17 protein-coding genes are annotated in these 21,017 nt (G+C 72.3%); 9 read left to right on the top strand and 8 right to left on the bottom strand.

The annotated features are described in order from the left end of the window. Window positions 1-160 precede the first annotated feature (160 nt). Together GEV10_07160 and GEV10_07155 are read left to right on the top strand one after the other, a co-directional pair. Window positions 161-1,303: a sensor histidine kinase gene (locus tag GEV10_07160; protein MQA78243.1), complete on the top strand. Its 1,143-nt coding sequence runs from the start codon at window positions 161-163 to the stop codon at window positions 1,301-1,303. Continuing rightward, window positions 1,300-1,965, top strand: coding sequence for a response regulator (locus GEV10_07155; protein MQA78242.1), 666 nt, complete (start codon window positions 1,300-1,302; stop codon window positions 1,963-1,965). Before GEV10_07160 ends, GEV10_07155 begins: the two co-directional genes overlap by 4 nt. Window positions 1,966-1,971: 6 nt before the next feature. Here the strand turns inward: GEV10_07155 and GEV10_07150 are convergent, their stop codons facing one another. Together GEV10_07150 and GEV10_07145 are read right to left on the bottom strand one after the other, a co-directional pair. Continuing rightward, entirely contained in the window at window positions 1,972-2,649 is a 678-nt protein-coding gene (locus tag GEV10_07150; GenBank protein MQA78241.1) for a uracil-DNA glycosylase, read from the bottom strand. A 10-nt stretch (window positions 2,650-2,659) separates the two neighbouring features. Beyond that, complete coding sequence (locus GEV10_07145) at window positions 2,660-3,964, bottom strand: MFS transporter (GenBank protein ID MQA78240.1); 1,305 nt, start codon at window positions 3,962-3,964, stop codon at window positions 2,660-2,662. A gap of 97 nt (window positions 3,965-4,061) precedes the next feature. On the opposite strand from GEV10_07145, the gene GEV10_07140 reads away from it, so the two are divergent. The 4 genes from GEV10_07140 to GEV10_07125 are packed head-to-tail and all read left to right on the top strand — an operon-like array spanning window position 4,062 to window position 7,556. Beyond that, entirely contained in the window at window positions 4,062-5,090 is a 1,029-nt protein-coding gene (locus GEV10_07140) for a LacI family DNA-binding transcriptional regulator (protein ID MQA78239.1), read from the top strand. 21 nt (window positions 5,091-5,111) lie between these two features. Further along, a complete protein-coding gene (locus GEV10_07135) occupies window positions 5,112-5,435 on the top strand; it encodes an antibiotic biosynthesis monooxygenase (protein MQA78238.1) in 324 nt (107 codons plus the stop codon). 53 nt (window positions 5,436-5,488) lie between these two features. Next, window positions 5,489-6,073 carry a TetR family transcriptional regulator gene (locus GEV10_07130; protein ID MQA78237.1) on the top strand — a complete coding sequence of 195 codons (585 nt, stop codon included), beginning with the start codon at window positions 5,489-5,491 and terminating at the stop codon, window positions 6,071-6,073. Then, window positions 6,057-7,556: a nitrilase gene (locus GEV10_07125; protein ID MQA78236.1), complete on the top strand. Its 1,500-nt coding sequence runs from the start codon at window positions 6,057-6,059 to the stop codon at window positions 7,554-7,556. Before GEV10_07130 ends, GEV10_07125 begins: the two co-directional genes overlap by 17 nt. On the opposite strand, the gene GEV10_07120 is transcribed toward GEV10_07125, so the two are convergent. Next, a complete protein-coding gene (locus tag GEV10_07120) occupies window positions 7,504-9,012 on the bottom strand; it encodes an alpha-L-arabinofuranosidase (GenBank protein MQA78235.1) in 1,509 nt (502 codons plus the stop codon). The genes GEV10_07125 and GEV10_07120 overlap by 53 nt on opposite strands. A 256-nt stretch (window positions 9,013-9,268) precedes the next feature. Between GEV10_07120 and GEV10_07115 the strand changes: the two genes are divergently transcribed. The 3 genes from GEV10_07115 to GEV10_07105 all read left to right on the top strand — a co-directional run bounded on the left by GEV10_07115 (window position 9,269) and on the right by GEV10_07105 (window position 13,844). After that, complete coding sequence (locus tag GEV10_07115; GenBank protein ID MQA78234.1) at window positions 9,269-11,422, top strand: RecQ family ATP-dependent DNA helicase; 2,154 nt, start codon at window positions 9,269-9,271, stop codon at window positions 11,420-11,422. 101 nt (window positions 11,423-11,523) lie between these two features. Continuing rightward, window positions 11,524-13,089: a CHAD domain-containing protein gene (locus tag GEV10_07110; GenBank protein ID MQA78233.1), complete on the top strand. Its 1,566-nt coding sequence runs from the start codon at window positions 11,524-11,526 to the stop codon at window positions 13,087-13,089. Then, complete coding sequence (locus tag GEV10_07105; GenBank protein MQA78232.1) at window positions 13,086-13,844, top strand: AAA family ATPase; 759 nt, start codon at window positions 13,086-13,088, stop codon at window positions 13,842-13,844. Before GEV10_07110 ends, GEV10_07105 begins: the two co-directional genes overlap by 4 nt. Before the next feature lie 6 nt (window positions 13,845-13,850). On the opposite strand, the gene GEV10_07100 is transcribed toward GEV10_07105, so the two are convergent. From GEV10_07100 to GEV10_07080, 5 genes are all read right to left on the bottom strand, one after another. Then, the gene (locus tag GEV10_07100; GenBank protein MQA78231.1) at window positions 13,851-14,432 is read right to left on the bottom strand and encodes a hypothetical protein; all 582 of its coding nucleotides are present in this window, start codon (window positions 14,430-14,432) and stop codon (window positions 13,851-13,853) included. A gap of 25 nt (window positions 14,433-14,457) precedes the next feature. Next, a complete protein-coding gene (locus GEV10_07095; GenBank protein ID MQA78230.1) occupies window positions 14,458-15,531 on the bottom strand; it encodes an amidohydrolase family protein in 1,074 nt (357 codons plus the stop codon). 119 nt (window positions 15,532-15,650) lie between these two features. Then, a complete protein-coding gene (locus tag GEV10_07090) occupies window positions 15,651-16,379 on the bottom strand; it encodes a hypothetical protein (GenBank protein MQA78229.1) in 729 nt (242 codons plus the stop codon). After that, entirely contained in the window at window positions 16,376-19,120 is a 2,745-nt protein-coding gene (locus GEV10_07085) for an AAA family ATPase (GenBank protein ID MQA78228.1), read from the bottom strand. The genes GEV10_07090 and GEV10_07085 overlap by 4 nt, the downstream gene beginning before the upstream one ends. A gap of 133 nt (window positions 19,121-19,253) precedes the next feature. Further along, window positions 19,254-20,534, bottom strand: a complete 1,281-nt coding sequence (locus GEV10_07080; protein ID MQA78227.1) for an AAA family ATPase — start codon at window positions 20,532-20,534, stop codon at window positions 19,254-19,256. Window positions 20,535-21,017 lie beyond the last annotated feature (483 nt).

The following is a 21,017-nucleotide window of genomic DNA, read 5'->3' as shown; positions in this document are numbered from 1 at the left end:
GGCCGGTCGCGCGGGTATCGGCCGGAGGGATCTCCCGCGACGGCCATGGTCGCGTCGTGACCGGTGTCGCCGCGACCGAGGTATCGAGCGTCAGGTACTTGGGTCGCCGCCGTGGTCGAGCCTGACGGTCGGGCCGTGTGGTCCGGGTACGTTGCTGCCTGTGGGAGGTCTCGAGGCCAGACGGCGCGGTGTGCGCGACTGGGTCGTCGACGGCTGCCTGTTCGCCGGCGCGCTGACGTACTGCGCGCTGTGGGCTCTGGTGCTGCGCGACGACCCGGCGACACCGGATGGCGCCCTGCTCGTCGAGGTGGTCCTCACCGTCGTCGGCTGCGCCCTGTTGTGGTTCCGGCGCCGGTGGCCGCTCGCGCTGGCGTTGGTGCTGCTGCCGTTGTCGACGTACAGCATCCTCGCCGACGGCGCCATGCTCGTCGCGCTGTTCACCCTCGCCGTGCACCGGCGGCCACTGCCGTCACTGGTCGTGGGCGGCGTCGGCGTCCTCGGGACGGCCGGCTTCATGCTCGCGCTGTGGCCGCACGACGGGAACACGGCGTTCGTGCTCGCCTTGACCGCTGTCGGCACCGCGGGGGTCGTCGGGTGGGGCTTCTTCGTCCGGCACCGCAGGCAGCTGATCCTCTCGCTGCGGGAACGCGCCAGCCGCGCGGAGGCGGAGGCGGAGCTGCGCGCGGAGCGGGCGCAGCGTGAGGCGCGCGAGGATCTCGCCAGGGAGATGCACGACGTCCTCGGGCACCGGCTGTCGTTGCTGAGCGTGCACGCCGGCGCGCTGGAGTACCGCAGGAGCATGTCGACGGAGGACGTGACCAGGACCGCGGGCGTACTGCGCGCGACGGCCCACCAGGCGCTGCAGGACCTGCGGGAGGTGATCGGCATCCTCCGCGCGCCCGTGGGCGAGCTGCCACAGCCGACGTTCGCCGACGGCGCCGCGCTGGTCGAGGAGTCGCGGCAGGCGGGCATGACGGTGCGGTCGCGTACCGACGTCACGGGGCCGGTGCCCGACGGGCTCGGGCGCACCGCGTACCGGATCGTGCAGGAGGGGCTGACGAACGCGCGACGGCACGCGCCGGGAGCGCAGGTGCGCGTCACCGTGGCCGGCGGTGCAGGCGACGGCCTGACCGTCGAGGTCGACAACACGGCGCCGACCGCGACCGTGGACGTCACACCCGGGTCGGGCCGTGGCCTGGCGGGCCTGACCGAGCGGGTCGCACTCGTGGGCGGCCGGCTCTACCACGGCCCCGACACCGCGGGCGGCTTCTCTCTGCACGCGTGGCTACCCTGGCCGCCATGATGGTCCGGGTGCTGATCGCCGACGATGACCCGCTGCTGCGCGCGGGTCTCGTCCTGATGCTCGGCGACGATCCCGACGTCCAGGTGGTCGCCGAGGCCGGTGACGGTGCCGAGGCGCTGCGCCTGGTGGACGAGTGCGCGCCCGACGTGGTGCTGATGGACATCAGGATGCCGACGATGGACGGTCTCGCGAGCACCGAGGCCCTGCGCACGCGTCCGTCCGCCCCCGAGGTGATCGTGCTGACGACGTTCGACGCCGACGAGCACGTCCTGCGGGCGTTGCGGGCGGGCGCGGCGGGCTTCCTGCTGAAGGACACCCCGCCGGCCGAGATCGTGGCCGCGGTGCGGCGCGTGGCCGACGGCCAGCCGGTGCTCTCCCCCGCCGTGACCCGGCGGCTCATCGCCCGCGTCGCCGAGTCCGGGGCGGAGACCCGCGCACGGCAGGCGACCGAGCGGCTCGCGGTGCTCGCCGACCGCGAGCGCGAGATCGCCGTCCTCGTCGGGCACGGCAGGTCGAACGCCGAGATCGGCGCCACGCTTTACCTCAGCGTGCCCACGGTGAAGACGCACGTATCGCGCGTCCTCGCCAAGCTCGACCTCAACAACCGCGTGCAGCTCGCGCTGCTCGCACACGACGCGGGCCTGCTCACGCCGGACGCGTAGGACGTCCTACGGAAGGCGCCAGTCGACGGGGTCGGCACCCTGCTTCTCGAGCAGCGCGTTGACCCGGCTGAACGGGCGCGAGCCGAAGAAGCCGCGGTCGGCGGACATCGGGCTGGGGTGCGGGCTCGTGACGGCAGGCACGTCGCCGAGGGCCGGACGCAACGACTGGGCGTCGCGGCCCCAGAGGATGGCGACGAGTGGTCCGCCGCGCTCGACGAGCCCGCGGATCGCCTGGTCGGTGACGGCCTCCCAGCCCTTGCCGCGGTGCGACGCGGGCGCGCCGGGGCGGACGGTGAGGCTGCGGTTGAGGAGAAGCACCCCGTGGTCGGCCCACGCCGTGAGGTCGCCCGTCGACGGCGTCGGGTGCCCGAGGTCCTCGGTGTACTCGCGGAAGATGTTCGCCAGGCTCCGCGGCACCGGCCTGACGTCGGGGGCGACCGAGAACGAGAGCCCGACCGGGTGACCGGGCGTCGGGTACGGGTCCTGGCCGACGACGAGTACTCGCACGTCGTCCAGCGGACGGGTGAACGCGCGCAGGACGTGCTCCCCGGCCGGCAGGTAGCCGCGGCCGGCCGCCACCTCCGACCTGAGGAACTCACCCATGGCGGAGACCTGTGGGGCCACCGGCGCGAGCACCTTGGCCCAGCCGGGATCGACGAGCTCGTCGAGTGATCGTGCGGGCACGACCGACACCCTACGGGACCGCCGGCAGGGCGTCACCACGGCGGGACAGCCGCCGCGTGCGTCCGGTGTAGACGAGGGCGGTCACCACGAACCCGGCCGCCGTCGCGACGAGCACCGGGTACGACTTGCCCGACGCCGGCAGTGCGACCGCGCCCACCGCGGCGGCCGACACGAACGACACGTTGAACACCACGTCGTAGAAGGAGAAGACCCGCCCGCGGTACGCGTCGTCGACGCCCTCCTGGACGAGGGTGTCGACGCAGATCTTGAGACCCTGCGCGCCGATGCCGAGCCCGAAGGCGGCGGCGACCAGCAGCAGCTCGTCGTATGGCAGCCCGCACGCCAGCTGGATGACGCCGGTGCCGAGGAGCAGCACGGTGGCCCAGGTCTGCTTGCTCATCCGTCGCGTCGCCACGGGCGTGACGAGCGCGGCGACGAGGAAGCCGACCCCCGTCGCGCCGAGCACCAACGCGAGCCCGCCAAGACCCGCGGCGACCGCCTGCGGGTGGAAGTAGTTGCGGAACAGCAGCAGCACCGAGATAGTCGAGATGCCGTAGAAGAACCGGTGCGACGCGATGGCGACGAGGCCGTGACCGGCGGCCCGGCGCTGCCACACGTGCCTGGCGCCGTCGACCATGCCGTGGGCCACGTCGCGCAGGGCCGTGCGGGTGTCGGACCGTTCGGTGTCGAGGTCGGGTCCGAGCAGGTCCTTGGCCATCGTGACCGCGACGAGCGACGAGCACAGGTACCAGGCCGTCGTCACCGCAAGGAGCGCGGCCGTGCCGCCGCCGCTCTCGCCGAAGACGAGCCGCAGCCCGTACCCCAGCGCCCCGCCGAGGAACGCGGCCACGGTGCCGGACGTGGTGGACAGCGAGTTGGCCGTCACCAGCTCGCGCCGCGGCACGACGTGCGGCAGGGACGCCGACAGCGCCGCCAGGAAGAACCTGTTGACGCTGACCACGACGAGACCGAGGCCGAGCAGCGCGGCCAGCGGAGCGTCGGCGAGTACGACGCCGGCGATCGCGAGGACGAGCACGGCGCGGACCACGTTGGCCCCGACGAGCACCTGACGGCGCCGCCAGCGGTCGAGGAACACGCCGGCCCACGGTCCGACGAGGGAGTACGGGAGGAGCAGTGCGGCGAACGCCGCCGCGACGGCGGGGGCCGTCGGCTGCCGTTGCGGGTCGAAGAACGCGTACGCCGCCAGTGCGACCTGGAACAGGCCGTCCCCGGACTGGGAGACGAGGCGAGTGGCGTAGAGACGGCGGAAGTCGCGCCCGGCGAGCACGGTGCGCAACCCCGCGAGTCTCTTCACCCGATCGACACTAGCGCCGGGCCCGGGCTCGTGCCGGCGGGTACCGTCGACCACTACGCACTTGCGTGAGCGCGCGGTTCAGGGTGGGAGGCACGACATGGCGGTGAGCCTGCGAGACGTGGCGGCGCGTGCCGGCGTCTCGGTCAAGACGGTGTCGAACGTCGTCAACGACTACCCCCACGTCACGCCGGCGACCCGCCAGCGGGTGGTCGAGGCCATCGAGTCGCTCGGCTACCGGCCCAACCTCTCCGCACGCAACCTGCGCCGCGGCCGTACGGGGCTCATCGCGCTCGCGCTGCCCGAGCTCGACTCGCCGTACTTCGCGGAGCTGGCCAGGTTCGTCATCAAGGCGGCCGAGGAGCAGCAGTGGACCGTGCTTATCGACCAGACCGACGGTGTGCGCGAACGTGAGCTCGTCGCGATCAAGGGACTCGGCAGCAACCTCGTCGACGGCCTGCTGCTCAGCCCGCTCGCCCTCGACGGCTCCGATCTCGCGGAGATCGGCATCGACGTCCCGCTCGTCCTGCTCGGCGAACGCGTCTCGCACGGGCCGGCGAGCCATGTCGCCATCGACAACGTCGCGGCCGCGCGGGAGGCGGTGGGCCATCTCGTCGGGCTCGGCAGGCGCCGGATCGCGGCGATCGGGGCGCAGCGCGTCGAGGCCGGACAGACCGCCCGGCTGCGTCTCGCCGGCTACCACGAGGCGTTGGAGTCGGCGGGACTCCCGTACGCCGGCGAGCTCGTCGCCACCGTCGAGCGCTACTCCCGTGCCGACGGCGCCGCGGCGATGACGAGGCTGCTCGACGGCGACGGGCCACCCGACGCGGTGTTCTGCTTCAACGACCTGATGGCGCTCGGCGCGCTGCGGGCCCTGCACGAGCGCGGCCTGCGGGTGCCCGACGACGTCGCGGTCATCGGGTTCGACGACATCGAGGACGGCGCCTTCCACGTCCCGACGCTGAGCACTGTCTCCCCGGACAAGGAACAGATCGCCGGCGAGGCCGTCCGCGCCCTGGCGGCCAAGCTGCGCGGCGAGGACGACGAGCCGCGCGAGCTGACCGCCGACCACCGCCTGGTGGTCCGCGAGAGCACCGCGGGCGCCGGCACCCACGCACGCACGTCCTGACCCGCACGGAGGAGTCACCTCATGACGAGCACCATCGACCCGGCGGTGGACGTCGCCACGCTGATCAACGTCTTCGAGGTCGACCCGGACAGGCAGCAGGAGCTGGTGGACGTGCTGGCCACGGCCACCGACGAGGTCATGCGCCACGTGCCCGGCTTCGTGTCGGCCAACATCCACGCGAGCGTCGACGGCGAACGGGTCGTCAACTATGCGCAGTGGGAGTCGGCCGACGCCTTCCGCGCCATGCTCGCCGACCCGACGGCCCGCGAGCACATGGGTGCCGCCACGGCGATCGCGCGCGCCGAGCCCCGGTTGTACACGGTCGCGTCCGTGCACCACGCGTAGCCGCTCCGGCGGGCTGGTCTACACCGTAGACGTCGGACGTGTACGGTGTAGACATGACAGGGACCACGGCCGCCAGGATCGCATCGGAGGCACGTGTCGTCGTCGTCGCCGAGGGCTCGGCGGCGGTGAGCATGCGCCGGCTGGCGACCGCGGTCGGCGTCACTCCGATGGCCATCTACCGGCACTACCCGAACCGGGAGGCCCTGCTCGCTGCGGTCGCCGACGCGGCCTTCGCCGAACTCGCCGAGCAGTGGGAGGGACGCGTGTGGGCCGACGACCAGGACCTGGAGTCCCACGTGGCCGAGGTGGTCGGCGACCACCTCGACCTCGCGCTAGGCACGCCGCGGCTCTACTCGTTCCTCTTCACCGAGCGACGCGACAAGGCGCGCCGGTTCCCCGAGGACTTCCAGGCGGGCCGGTCACCGACGCTCAACCTGCTCGCGGCGATGCTGACCGAGGGCATCCGGCGTGGACTGCTGCGCGAGTGCGACGTGTGGGAGGTCGCGCTCGTCCTCGCGGCGACGATCCACGGCCTGGTGCAGCTGTACGACGGCGGCAGGATCGCCCTGCCCGAGCCTGAGTTCCGGGGTCTCTGCGAGGCCGCGGTCTGGAGGATTCTCGATGGCATCACGGCGTAGCCGTATCTCCTTCCTGCTCGCGGCGACGCTGTGCTCGGCGGCGCTGTTCTACCTCGGCACGGGCCTGCGGCCGGTGGGCTGGCTCACCTGGCTGGCGCCGCTGCCGGTCCTGCTGCTCGCTCCGCGGGTCTCGGGCCGTGTCATCGCCGTGGCGGCCTTCGTCGCGTACCTGCTGGGTCTGGCGAACGTCGCCCTCTACTACACACGTGACCTGACCCTCCCGCTGCCGCTCGTCGCCGGGGTGTTCGCGTGCACCTCGGGGGTGTTCTGCCTGGTCGTGCTCGCGTTCCGTGGCCTGCTGGTGCGCGGTCGACCGCTGCTCGCGGTGGTCACGACCGCGTCGGCGTGGGCGGGAGCGGAGTACCTGTTCGCCACGCTGCTGCCGTTCGGCGCGAACTGGACGCTGGCCACCACGCAGGCGGACCTGCTGCCCGTGCTGCAGGTCGCTTCCGCCACGGGGGCGTGGGGAGTCAGCTTCCTGGTCATGGGCGTGCCGGCGGCGGTGGCCGCGGTGGTGGCACCGGCGCTGCCGGGCCGGCGGCGGATGCGTACCGGTCTGGCTGCCAGCGTCACGGTGCTGCTGGCGCTCGGCTACGGCGCCGTCCGGCTGCACGAGCCGGCCGGCACGCCGACCGTGCGCGTCGCGGCGGTCGCCGCTGCGTTGCCGGGCGGCGATCAGCCCGAGGCGGGTACCTCCGCGGGACGCAAGCTGCTCGACTCCGACGTCGCGGCGATGCGCGTGCTTCCGGACCGCACCCGGATCGTGGTGTTCCCGGAGAAGGACTTCGTCGCAGACGACACGAGCCTGCCCGGGCTGACCCGACGCTTTGCCGAAGCCGCCCGCGCCACGGGGACCGTCGCGGTCGTCGGCGTGGAGCTGCGCACGCAGGGAAAGCTCTCCAACGTCGCGCTCGTCGTCCCGCCCGACGGCAGCGCGCCGGTGGTGTACCACAAGCGCTACCTGGCGCCGGGCGTGGAGTACGAGTTCGAGGCCGGGCACGAGCGCTCGTTCGTCCCGGGACTCACCCACCGGGTCGCCGTCGCGATCTGCGCGGACATGGGTCGCCCGAGCCTCGGCCGCGACAACGCTCGCGCGGGTGCGCGGATGATGGCTGTGCCCGCGCTCGACTTCGACGTGGACGCGTGGTCGCAGAGCCGCGTGCAGTACCTGCGCGGCGTGGAGAACGGCTTCTCCGTCGTCCGGGCGTCCAGGCAGGGCGTGCTCACCCTTACCGACGACAACGGGCGGGTGATCCGGGAGGTGCGCGCCGACGGCCCGCGGCCGGTGACCACGGTGACCGCCGACCTTCCCGTCCCTGAGGGGACGACGCTCTACACCCGGTGGGGCGACTGGTTCGGCCTGGTGTGCCTGATCCTGACCGCACTCGGCATCGCCGCGCTGGCCCGGCCGCGGGCGACCGGGTCTGCGGTCAGTCGGAGGCCGACAGCCGAAGGACGTTCCAGGACACCGGCGGGAGCCTGAGTCGCAGCGTGCCGTCGCCGACCGTCGCGCCGGCACCGGCGCGCGGCCGTACGCGGTCGGGATCGGTGGCGCTGTTGCTCGCCCGCACGTCGTCGTCGGTCAGCACGTGGTGCTCGGCGACGCGGAGGCCGGGCAGCGCCCGCAGGTCGACGGCCATGCGCACCTCGTCGGTCGTCGACCTGTTGACGGCGAAGACGGCGACGTCACCCGACTCCTCGTCGTGCGTGGCGGTGAGCACGACCGCGTCGACCGGCCCGTACGCGGCGGTGTCGTACGACGGCGCCACCGGCTCGACCCTGAGCACCCGGCCGCGGGCGAGCCGCGCCGCCTGGGCGAACGGCCAGAAGATCGTCTGCCGCCACGCCGGGCCGCCGGGTTCGGTGCGGATCGGCCCGATGACGTTGGCGAGCTGCGCCTGGCAGGCGACGCCGACCCGGTCGGCGTGCCGCATGAGCGTGATGAGGTACGAGCCGACGACGACCGCGTCGGCGACGGAGAACTCGTCCTCGATGAGCCGTGGACGCTCCTCCCAGGGCAGGTTCGCCGCACCGGCGAACCGTTGCTGGTACCAGACGTTCCACTCGTCGAACGAGAGCCGGAGCCGCTTGGAGCTGCGGTGCAGGGCCTTGACGTGGTCGCACGCGGCGACGACCTCGTCGATGAACGCGTCCATGTCGACGGCGCTGGCGAGGAAGCTGCCGAGGTCGCCCGCCTGCTCCTCGTAGTAGGCGTGCAGGGAGATGTAGTCGACGTGGTCGTAGGCGTGGTCGAGGACGACGCGCTCCCACTCGCCGAACGTGGCCATGCCGCGGTTGGAGCTGCCGCAGGCGACCAGCTCGACGCGCGGGTCGACGAGGCGCATCGCCTTGGCGGTCTCGGCGGCGAGCCGGCCGTACTCGTCGGCGGTCTTGTGGCCGATCTGCCAGGGACCGTCGAGCTCGTTGCCGAGGCACCACAGCGTCACGTCGTACGGCTTCTCCGCGCCATGCTTCTTGCGCAGGTCGGAGAGCCTGGTGCCGCCCGGGTGGTTGGCGTACTCGACGAGGTCGGCGGCCTCCTGCACGCCGCGGGTGCCGAGGTTGACGGCGAGCATCGGCTCGACGCCCGCCGCCTTGGTCCACTCGACGAACTCGTCCAGCCCGAACGCGTTGGTCTCGACCGACCGCCAGGCGAGGTCGAGCCGGGTGGGCCGCTCGTCGACGGGTCCGACGCCGTCCTCCCACCGATACCCGGACACGAAGTTGCCGCCCGGGTAGCGCACGACGCTGATGCCCAACTCCCTGGCCAGCTCGAGAACGTCCTGCCGGAACCCCTCGGGTGTAGCGCTCGGATGGCCGGGCTCGAACACCCCGGTGTAGACGCATCTGCCCATGTGCTCGACGAACGAGCCGAACAGCCGGCGGTCGAGGTCGCCCACGACGAACGCGGGGTCGAGCGTGGCACGAGCGTTGAGCACGGGACTCCTCGGCGGCCGGAGATGCGTCCCTCGTGTTGTACAACGTTGCATATCGCCCTGTAAAGAGAGGGTGTGGACGGACGGGGTGCGCCGTCGGTCGCACCCCGTACCGTGGCCCGCATCCGTACGGTCGAGGCGAGGGACGGCAGATGACCGAGCATCCCGCCGTCCTCCGCCGCTCCGCTCCTCGCTCGGCTCTTGGTCGGGTGCGGTGCGCGCTTCGGACCGCTGCGATGCTCACTTTGGAGGACGACTCATGACCGAGCTGGACGTCGAGGCGACCGAGCTGCGCGACAGTGCCGAGGAGGTGCTCCGCCGGCTCGCCGGCCCAGACGCCTCGCTGCGCGACGACCAGTGGACGGCCATCGACCTGCTCGTGCGGGAGCGCCGTCGCGCGCTCGTGGTGCAGCGCACCGGCTGGGGCAAGTCGGCGGTCTATTTCGTCGCCACCGCGCTGATCCGCGCCACGGGCGGCGGTCCGACCGTGATCGTCTCCCCGCTGCTGTCGCTGATGCGCAACCAGGTCGACGCCGCCGGGCGGGCCGACATCCACGCCGCGAGCATCAACTCGGCCAACGTCGACGACTGGGACACCGTCCGTGCCGACGTGCTCGACGGCCGGGTCGACGTCCTGCTCGTCTCCCCCGAGCGGCTGACCAACCCGATGTTCCGCGAGACCGTCTGGCCGTGGCTCGCCGCGCACGCAAGCCTCGTCGTGGTCGACGAGGCGCACTGCATCTCCACCTGGGGACACGACTTCCGTCCCGACTACCGTCGCATCGCGTCACTGCTCCACGACCTCGAGCCCGCCGGCATCCCCGTCCTCGCCACGACCGCGACGGCGAACGACCAGGTGACCGCCGACGTCACCGCGCAGCTCACCACCGCCGACGGCATCGCGCCCGCGGTGCTCCGCGGCGACCTCGATCGCACCTCGCTCCGTCTCGCGGTCGTCGACGTCGACTCGACGGCGCGCCGGCTCGGCTGGCTCGCGACGCACCTCGCCGAGCTGCCGGGATCCGGCATCGTCTACACCTTGACCGTCGGCGCCGCCAGGGAGACCGCGGAGCACCTCGCCGCCGCCGGACACCGGGTCGAGTGCTACCACGGCCAACTCGACAACGACGAGCGCGTGCAGCGCGAGGAGCAGCTGCTCAAGAACGAGGTCAAGGCGCTCGTCGCCACGTCCGCGCTCGGCATGGGCTACGACAAGCCGGACCTCGGGTTCGTCGTCCATCTCGGCGCGCCCGACTCGCCGATCGCCTACTACCAGCAGGTCGGCCGCGCCGGCCGGGCCACCGATCGGGCCGAGGTGGTGCTGATGCCGGGCGCCGACGACGCGGCGATCTGGTCGTACTTCGCGACCGCGAGCCTGCCCGACGCGGCGACCTGCCAGGCGATCATCGACACGCTCACCGCCGCCGGCGCGCCGCTGTCGGCCGCCAAGCTCGAGACCAGCGTCGACCTCGCGCGCGGCCGGCTCGAGACGACGCTCAAGATCCTCGCGGTCGAGGAGGCCGTCACCCGGGTGGGCGGCGGCTGGGCCACCACCGGGGCACCGTGGACGTACGACGCCGAGCGCTACGACGCCGTCCTGCGCACCCGCAAGGCCGAGCAGGACCGGATGCGCGCGTACATCGCGACCGACGGCTGCCGCATGGCGTTCCTGCGCGACGAGCTCAACGACCCGGGGTCCGCGCCATGTGGCAGGTGCGACAACTGCACCGGCAGGCACTGGTCGGCGGACGTGCCGGTCGAGGCGGCGCAGCGTGCGCAGACCAAGCTGCACCAGACCTGGCAGCGGGTGTCGCCGCGCCGGCAGTGGCCGTCGGGCCTGACCGGCATGCGGCTCGCCGACACCGACGTGCGGGGCAAGATCCCCGAGGAGCTGCGGGCCGGTGAGGGACGTGCCCTCGCCGAGGTCACCGACCTGGGCTGGGGGCAGCAGGTCCGCGCGCTCTTCCGTCCCGACATCGACGGGGAGGTCCCCGAGCGCATGCTCGAGGCGCTGACCGGCGTGCTCCGTGGCAGCGGGTTCCAGTCGGCGTGGGGCGACGACCCGGCCGCGCGCCCCGACGCGGTCGTCGCGATGCCGTCGCTGTCCCGGCCACGACTGGTCGAGTCGCTCGCCGACGGTGTCGCGGCGGCACTCGGCCTGCGCGTCGCCGGTGCGCTCGCACGCACGCACGACCGTCCGCTCGGCGGCTTCAACAGTGCGCGCCGGGTCAGGGCCGTGCACGACGCGTTCGCGGTCCCGCCCGCCCTGGCGGCCGCAGTCGCCGGCATGCCGGTGCTGCTCGTCGACGACCGGGTGACCTCGGGCTGGACCATGACCGTCGCCGCCGCTTTGCTGCGCTCCGCCGGCGCCACCGGCGTCCACCCGGTCGTCCTCGCCACCGGCGCCGCGTAGGCGGGTCGTCGTCGCGCGATCGTTCACCCGGCACCGGCTGGCCTGCCGGGCGGCTAGGCCGGATACTGACGTCCTGGGTCTCGTGGACGAAGGGTTCGGTCGTGTCACAGGTACGGGTGAAGACGATGGTGTGGCGTGGTGCCGGCGAGGCGGAGTCCGAGCCGGTCGCGCCGCCGTTCGACGTGCTGGCCGAGCACTACACCCTGCACTGGGAGCCCGCCCGCACCGCCGACCGTGGCTACGTCGACACTCCCGACCTGCGCCTCCACGACAAGGGCGTCTCGCTCGTCCACGACCGGTTCGCCGGACGCGCGGCACGGGAGACGCTCACCGTCATGCCCGCGGAGGGCCCGTCCGCGACGTCGTCGGCGGCAGCGGTCTGGCCGAGCTTCGCCGCGGCGCTCGACGCCGAGATCAGGGATCGGATCTCCGACCTCGCCGGCATCCGCGCCCTTCTCCCGGTCAGCCGGGCCCGCGTCCGCGTCCGGGTCGCGCGGGTTCTCGACGACGAGTCCAAGACGGTCGTCCGGCTGGTGTGCGAGGAGCCGAGGACGACCGAGCCGGAACGTGTGGTCCTGACCCCGAGCGTCGCGATCCACGGGGTACGCGGTTACGACGCCGCCCACGATCACGTCGCCGAGCTCCTGACAGCGGCCGGGTTCGCGGCGGACGAGACCGGGCCGGCCGCATCGGCTCTCGCCGCCACCGGGGTGCTCGCCCGACGCGAGGCTGCGTCGGCCGCGTCGGCGACCATGGTCGCCGACCAGCCCGCCCGCGTCGCCGTCGCCACCGCGCTCCTGCAGTTCCTCGACGCGATCGAGTCCAACGTCGACGGCACCGTCGACGACATCGACACCGAGTTCCTGCACGACCTGCGCGTCGGAGTCCGCCGCACCAGGGCTCTGCTGAAGCTCGCCGGCGATGTGCTGCCCGACCGCCTCGCCGCGCGGTACGCGCCGCACTTCAAGTGGCTCGGTGACCTCACCACTCCCAACCGCGACCTCGACGTCCACCTGCTCGGCTTCGACGACCTGGCCACGCACCTGAGGGTGGCGGATCCGGACGACCTCGAGCCGTTCCGCGCGCATCTGGACAAGCGGCGTGCGACCAGGCGCCGGCAGCTCGTCCGGTCGCTGCAGTCCGCGCGGTTCGCGACCCTCGTCCGCGACTGGCGGACGGCCCTGACCGCCACGCTCACCACCGACGACGTGGCCGGCGCGCCCACGGCCGGCGAGCTGGCCGCCGACCGCATCGCCGAGGCGCATCGCCGCGTGGTCAAGCGTGCCAGGAAGATCTCCCCCGACGCGCCGTCGGACACGGTGCACGACCTCCGCAAGCGCTGCAAGGAGCTGCGCTACCTGCTCGAGGTCTTCGGGCCGCTTCACGACGAGGCGGCACAGCGGCGGGTCATCCGTGACCTGAAGCGCGTCCAGGACAGCCTCGGGGAGTTCCAGGACGCCGAGGTGCAGCTGACGGCGCTGCGCTCGTACGCCGAGGAGATGGCAGCCGCGGGCACGGGAACGGCGGCGTGCCTGCTGGCGATGGGCGAGCTGACGAGCACCTACCCGGACCGGATGCGGCTCGACGACCTCGGGGAGCGGCTCGACCGCTATCTCGGCGGCAAGACCCGCAACCACCTGCGTGACCTCGGCGGCGACGCCTCGTGAGGACCCTGGCGGTCTACAACGTCAAGGGAGGCGTCGGCAAGACGACGACCGCCGTCAACCTCGCCTATCTCAGCGCCCGCGAGGGACGGCGCACCCTGCTCTGGGACCTCGACCCGCAGGCGGCCGCGACGTACCTGTTCCGGGTGAAGCCGCGCGTCCGCGGTGGCAGCGGCAAGCTGGTCCGCCGCAAGCGCCCGCTCGACGACGCGATCAAGGGCACCGACTTCGACCGTCTCGATCTACTGCCGGCCGACTTCACCTACCGCAACATGGACCTCGACCTGGCGGACACCAGCCAGCCGAGCAACCGGCTGCGACGGTTGCTCGCGCCGCTCGCCGACGAGTACGACCTCGTCGTCCTCGACACCCCGCCGAGCGTCTCGCTGGTCTCGGAGAACGTCCTCGACGCGGCCGACCTCGTCCTCGTCCCCGTGATCCCGACCGTGCTCGCCGTCCGGACGTTCGAACAGCTCACCGCGTTCGTCGACGAGCTCGCCCGCGACGGCCACCGACCGCACATCCACGCGTTCTTCTCCATGGTCGACCGTCGCAAGTCACTTCACCGCGGTCTCGTCGACCGGCTGTCGAAGGAGCGCGACGATGTCGGGGCGGTCGCCGTACCGGCGCTGTCGGTCGTCGAGCGGATGACCCTCACCCGCGCGCCACTCCCGGCCTTCGCACCGACGAGTACGGCCGCACGGGCGTTCGAGCGGCTGTGGACCGAGGTCGCGCCGCTGCTCGACGCCGCCGACTGAGGGCGGCTACTCCGCGCCCGTCTGGTCGAGGTAGGCGCGGCCGCGGGGCGAGACGAGGTAGCCGACCTCGAGGCTCTCGGTGAGGCCGAGCTCCTTCAGCTTGCGCACGTCGGTCTTGAACGGCTGGGTCTCCATGCCGCGGATCACGGCGAGGTCGGGTGCCCGCCGCGCCGGGTTCGCCGCGATCAGCGCGAGTACCTCCATGGTCCACGGCCCGTGCCGGCTCGCGCGGTCGAGGCGCGCCAGCCGTTCGCGGATCGCCGCGTAGGTCGCGTCGTCGAGTGCCGCGTCCTCGCGCAGCGCCACCCGAGGATCGGGCCCGGCGAACCGCACGCGCATCCGGTAGATCGTGCCGGGTCTGTTCCTCAGGAACCCGAGCAGCTCCTTCAGGCTCGCCGATCCCGCGTCCCGCGCATCCTGAGCGGTGATGTCCTTCACCCGTACCGCATCGACGGCGTCGATGGCGACGAGCCCGACGGCGGTGCGGTGCATCGCGCCGACGCTCGCACGCGGCCGGTCCCATCGGCGGAAGGCGAGTGTCACCCGGCCGGCGACGATCCCGTCGAGCACGGGGCGAGGGATCAGCACCGCGGATCCCGCATCTTCGGGGTCATCATCGGACCACCCTCCCGCCGAGCACGATCCGACGCGGCGTCCGCAGCACGGTGAGGTCCGGGCGCGGGTCGTCGTCGTAGCAGACGACGTCGGCGGGTGCACCCTCCTCGATCCCCGGCAGCCCGAGCCAGCGCCGGGCCGCCCACGAGCCCGCCGCGAGTGCCTCCTCGGCCGGGAGGCAGATCTCGGCCAGCCGCAGGATCTCCTCGACCACGCGCCCGTGTGGCAGACCGCCCGCGTCGGTGCCGACGTAGATCGGGATGCCCGCGTCGTACGCGTTGCGCAGCCGGTCACGGCTCGACTCCTGCAGCCGGCGCATGCGTGCGGCGTACGTGGGGAAGCGGGTGGCTCGGTCGGCGATGTCGCCGAACGTGTCGACGACGAGAGTGGTCGGGACGAGTGCCGTGCCAAGACGTGCCATGTCGTCGAGGACGTCGTCGGTGATGCCCGTGCCGTGCTCGATCGAGTCGACGCCTGCTGCGACGAGGTCGGGGATCGCCTCCTCGCCGAAGGTGTGTACCGCGATGCGGGCGCCGTAGGCCCGTGCGCGTTGCACGGCCTCGACGAGTGCGCTCGCCGGCCAGTTCGGCGCGAGGTCGCCGGTGTCGCGGTCGATCCAGTCGCCGACGAGCTTCACCCAGCCGTCGGACGCCTTCGCCTGCAGCTCGACCGCGTCGCCGAGCGCGGTGGGGTCGACCTCGACGGCGTAACCGCGGATGTAGCGTCTGGGCGGCGCCAGGTGGCGACCGGCGTGGACGATGCGGGGCAGGTCGGTGGCGTCGTCGAGCTCGGCGAACCGTACCGGCACGCCCGCGTCGCGGAGCAGCAGCGCACCCGTGTCGCGGTCGAGCACCGCCTGGGCTCGTGCCTCGTCTGCGGTCTCGACCGGCCCGTCCGCCGCGAGACCGATGTGGCAGTGGGCGTCGACGAGCCCCGGCAGCAGGTAGCCGCCGTCGACGACGGTCTCGGCGCCGGCGACCGGTTCGAGGGTCAGCCTGCCGTCGACCACGTACAGGTCGCGGACCTCGTCGTCGGGGAGAACCACTCCGCGCAGGTGCAACGACTGGGCCATCAGCCCACGCGCCCCCTTCCTCGCTCGCCTCCGGCAGGCGTCGCGATGATGCCGTGTGGGGTTCGGGTGGCGACGCGACCCCTACCTCCGGCTCGCTCCTCAGCTCCTGCGCTCATCATTCAGCTGAGCCAACCGGAGATCGTGAGAATGATGCCCAGGATGATCCGGATGACGAGGATGACGAGGAACGCGGGGCCTGCCATGCGCCCGCAGAGCTTCGCCAGGCCGGCGAAGTTCACCGTGGTGCGCAGCGGCGGACCCTCGGTGACGTTGGGGTGCTTGAGGAGTACCGCCGCGGTGCCGCCGGCCGCGCCGACGAGCAGCGCCCCCACGACCATCAGCCCGAACGTCGCGCCGCTGAAGAACGAGAACCGTCCCGCCAGGTCGAGGATGAACGTGAGCAGGACGATGACGGCCATCGCGCCGCCGGCGAACCAGATCAGCGCCTTCGCCCTGGTGCCGCGTTCCTCGTGCCAGGTGGTGAGGGCCTTCTCGGCGTCGCGCAGCTCGGTCTCGGCCTGCTCGAGCCGTGATGTGCAGGCGTTGAGGTTGTCGCTCGCGGTGTCCCAGTCGGGGAAGGTGAGCCCGGCGGAGGCGATCTGTCGCGGCACCTCGTCGGCGCCGGTCTTCTCCTGCACCTCGAGCACGAGGTCGCGTGCCTCGCTCGCCCGGCGCAGCGAGTCGTCGACCTGGTGCCGGCGTTGCTCGGTCTGCTCGCGGCGGGACTGCCCGGCCGACTGCTCGATGTTCTCGGCGTCGTGGAGGGCCTTCCACGCGTGACGGGCCGCCACGTTGAAGTCGAGCAGGGAGCGCAGGTAGGCCTCGCTCGCCGGGTTGTTCGCACTCACGACCTGACACCTCCGCGCGACGGTGGGGCCGACGGGGCGACGATCTCCGGGGAGGGCCGGGCGAACGGGTCGACGAGGATCGCCTCGCCGTCGTCGCGGATGTCGCGGAACCACAGCCGCCCGCGGGGCGCGTCGAACGCCGGCTTGCGGCCGAGGAACGAGGCCGCGGTGAACTGGTCGGTGCCGGTGGAGCAGCGCAGCTGGAGGCGTGTGGAGTCCTTGCCGAGCGACTTCAACCGGTCGGGCTCGTCGATCCAGATGATCGGGTGCACCCCCTTCGCCGGGGCGGTGGTGAACAACCAGGTGAGGGCCGAGCCGGGGTGACTGGAGTCGGGACGGATCGGTGCCGTGATGCCCGCGTGGTGCAGCCCCACGACCGCGACGACGTTCGTGTTGGTCGGTGACTCGAGCAGCGTGGGCAGCATGCTCATCCGGTCCTGCCCGACGTGCTGGATCCTGCCGTCGAAGTACGCGATGACGTCGTCGAGCGGGCTGCGCGCCGGCAGGTTCTCCGGCAGCAGGTCGACGACCGTGAGCTGGACGTCGCCGACCTGCTCCTGCAGCGAGAACGCCAGCAGTGACGAGCAGATCTGCGAGATCGCCAGCCGTTCGTCGCGCGCCGACAGCAGCAGGCCACGCCCGTCGCCGGCCGCCAGCGGGACACCGAGGACGGTGGGGGCGACCCCGACCGGCGCGCCGACGTACAGCGTGGGCTCGGTGGCCTGACGGATCGTGTCGGCGACGTCGACGAGCTCGACCCCACCGGTGCCACGACTCACGCGGATCGGGGCCTTCTTGGCGATCCGTCCGGCGAGGTGCTGGCGGAGGTTCGACCGCTCGTCCGGCTCGAGGATCGCCGTCTGGAAGACGACGTCGTGGTCCTTGTCGCCGCGCGCGTTGTTGAGGACGCCGGAGCCGCGGCGGTTGTTGTCGAGCCGCGCCTGGACCACGCGGCCGAGGACGCGGCCGAGCTCGTCCGGGGGACAGCGAAGCGCCACGCGCAGGTGCAGCTGGTTGAAGATCGAGGTGACCTGGCTGCCGCGCAGCGTGCCGAGGGACGCCAGGCTCTGGGTGGCCAGCAGCAGGTGGATGCCCTGGCTCCGCGCCTGCTTCGCCAGGATCTCGAGCGCCTCCCACGCCTGCGCCTCGGTCTCGCCCTCCATCATGAGCTGGAACTCGTCGGCGATGAGCAGGATGCGCGGCAGGGTCCTGCCGGTGACGCGGCGGTAGCTCGGCAGGTTGGGCACGGGCTCGCGGTAGCGGTCGGCGGCCTGCTTGAAGAGCTCGCGGCGTTGCTCGTCGAGCGAGACCAGGTGGCGCAGGACGCCGAGGGCGAAGTGCGGGTCGGCCTCGATGCCGACCGTACGGATGTGCGGCAGCGCCGGCCGGTCGGGCCGGGGTGCGTACTCCGCGAACTCGACGCCCGCCTTCATGTCGAGCAGGTGCAGCTCGAGCTCCTCTGGGCTGTGCCGGTGGGCCAGCGAGTGGATGAGCGAGTGCAGCAGCGTCGTCTTGCCCGAGCCGGTCGGGCCGACGAGCAGGCCGTGGATCGGCACGCCCTCGGCGTCCCCGAGCTCGAGCTCCTGCGCCGACCCGTCACCGCGCCTGCCGATGACGGCCGACAGCTTGCTCTCGGTGCCGACGACCCACGGCTTCTCCCGTTGGAGGAAGTAGCGGAGCCGGACCGGTCGGTTGGCGCCCTGGCGTGCGGCGGGGGCGAGGACGTCGTTGATGAAGCGGTACTGCGCGTGTCCGGGGGCGTCGGGGCAGCTCGCCTTCACGTACTTGTGCAGCTCGGGTGGGGCCGACTCCCAGCTCGCGTAGCCGTCGCCGCTCACGTGGAAGTGGTGGCCGTGCTCGGTGAGGTCGCTGAGCTTGATGCCGTGGGTGAGCGGGCGGCTGGTGTCGAACACCGCCACGACGGCGATGCCGCAGCGGTGACCGGCTCGCGCGACGGAGCACAGCCGTTCGAAGTTGTCGGCCTTCAGGCCGATGGGCAGCCCGCCGGCGACGACGATCGAGCACGGGATGCCGTTCGCCGTGCCCCTGCGCCAGCGGTCGACGAGGGTGTCGGAGCCGCCGAGGAGCACCTTGGTGTTGAGCTCCTGGATGTGGTCGAGCACCGCTCGCAGCTCGCTGGTGATCTCTTCGGCGACGGCGCGGACGGGGCCGCTGGCGAGTGGTTCGGGGAGCCGGCTGAGCACGCCGAGGTTCTGCCCGAACCCGGCCGCGTCGATGAGGTGCACGCGCATCGCGCCGGGCTGCGACGAGGCGAGCGAACGTACGACGAGTGCCTGCGCGAACGCATGGGCACCGGCCGAGGCACCGGCGTCGTGGGTGATGACGACGCTCGAGCCGATCGCGGGCAGGGCCAGCGGGAACGTCGCGAAGCCCTCCGGCTTGGCCATGTGCAGGCTCGCGGCGGCGATGAGCTGCGGTGGAGAGAGCGGCTCGCGGTACTCCGACGTCCAGACACCGGAGTCCCACGGGCTCCACGCGTACGGCGAGCCGCCGCGGAAGAGCTCACCGACGGCGTTCTGGGTGCCGTCCTGCGCGGCCGACAGCTGCCCTCGCGCGCGGGCGCGTGCGGTGCGCAACTGCTCCTGGACGGTGGTCGACTCCGCCGCCTGTTGCCGGTCGGCGGTCGTGGCCGCGGTCTCTGCCGCTGCGCCGAGTTCGAGGCGACGCAGCTCCAGGGCCTCCAGTGCCGCGGCTAGTCGGTTCGCAACCGTGTGCCCCATGTCGGGTCTTGCCTCCAGGCGCGGTCCGCGTGTGCTCTTGTCCAAGTGTGGTGTCCGGCGGGGTGGCGACGAGCCGAACGCCGGTGGAGATTATCAGCGTGGCGGGCGCGTCTGTCCGCCCGTCACACGCCGCTCACCGAAACTCGTCCGCGATCGTCGCTGCGAGCTCCAGATAGTCCTCCTTCGTGTCGTCGGCGACATAGGCCTCGGTGGGCGCGTCGGGGATCCGGTCGTACTGGATCTGGACGCCGAGGTCGAGATGCTCGTCGTACCTGATGGTGCAGACGTCGCGGCAGCGCTGGGCGAAGAAGGAGGTGAGCGCGTTGACGTCGAGGCTCTTCGGTGTGGGGCTGCGGTAGTTGATGACAGCGACCGAGCGGTTGACCAGGTCGTGGAAGCCGTGCTGCTCGATCCAGTCGAGGGTGCCGGCGGCGCGGGTGGCGGCGTCGCCCTTCGGCTCGGCGATGACCACGAGGGTGTTCGCCATCGCGAGCATGTCGCGGACCCACGGGCGGAGGACACCGGTGCCGCAGTCGGCGACGATGACGTTGTAGAAGCGCTCGAGGACCGACAGCGTGCGGACGTACTCGGTGCCGGTGAAGTCCTCGCTCACGGCGGGGTCCTGCTCGTTCGCGAGGACGTGCAGGCGTCCGGCCAGGTTGGTGAAGCGGTTGACCTCGGCGACCTGCTGGATGGGGGCGCGTGCCTCGTGGGCGAGCAGCCCGCGCACGGTGAGGTCGGTCGCGCCGACCAACCGGTCGCCCAGGGTGCCCATGTCCGGGTTGGTGTCGAGCGCGACGACGCGGTCGCCCCGCCACTCCGCGAGAGTCCGGCCGAGCATCGCCGCCGTCGTCGTCTTGCCGACGCCGCCCTTGATGCTCATCACGACGACCCGCCAAGATCCGTGCAGGGCACGCTGGACGCGTTCGCGCCTGGCACGCGCCGCCTGCTCGTCCTCGGACGGCCCGAGGTTCACCGCCCCGAACGTCGCGCGGTAGACGACGCGGCGCACGCCGGTGCGCGGGATCGCGTTGCTCTGCTCGATGAACGGATTGACCAGGTCGGGCCGCGGCGGGGAGGTGCCGGGCTCCGTCGGCGGATACCCGTACTGGGCGGGATCGGGCGGCTGCTGCCCGGGCGCTCCGCCGTACGGGTCGGGCTGCTGGGGGTGGTACGGCTGCTGCTGGTACTCAGCTGGACCGGACTGGTACTGGTCCGGCAGCGCCGGGTACTGCGCCGAGCGCTCCTGCCCGTGCCACGGCGGCACGACCTGGTACGGATCTGCGCCCTGTGGTGGCTGCGGCCAGCCGTGCCGCGGTGGTGGCGGCGCGGTGCCGTTGGGCGAGGTGTCCGGTTCGTCGGGGGCATGCGGCGGCTGAGGGTACTGCTCAGGCCCGTCAGCGTGCTGCGTCATCTAGCCCCCGACATTTCGGTTCCCACTGCCACGACGGTAACAAGATTTCCACAACCTGCTCCGCGGCGTCCTCCCGAGGCACCGAGTTGCTGCCCACCGATACCGATTACGCTCTGTCACTGTGTCAGCGAATCCGCCATGCCGAGCGTACAGACCTGCATAGGCGCGGAGACAACGGAAGAAAGCGCCCGGCCCAGTGTGCCCGAGCGGGCCTACCCGGCAGCCGTCGTGTGCGCTCCGTGACGACGTCCTATCCGGCCAGGAGCCGAGCATCTGCCTACCCACCGGGTTATCCACAGGTGCCGGTGGATAACTTCGTCGCGTCCCTGACCGGGTCAAGATCCGTCGATGAGTTCGCTGCGTGCGGAGACGACCCGGATGGTGAAGGTGGTGTTGCGTCCGATGGTCTGTAGTTCGCCGGTGTTGTTGTCGGAGCCGGTCCAGTCGGCGTCCCAGTTCGCGGTGACCCGGATGGTGTAGGTG

This window comes from Streptosporangiales bacterium (genome assembly GCA_009379955.1).
Lineage (GTDB): Bacteria > Actinomycetota > Actinomycetes > Streptosporangiales > WHST01 > WHST01.
This window is presented reverse-complemented; position numbering and strand designations above follow the sequence as displayed.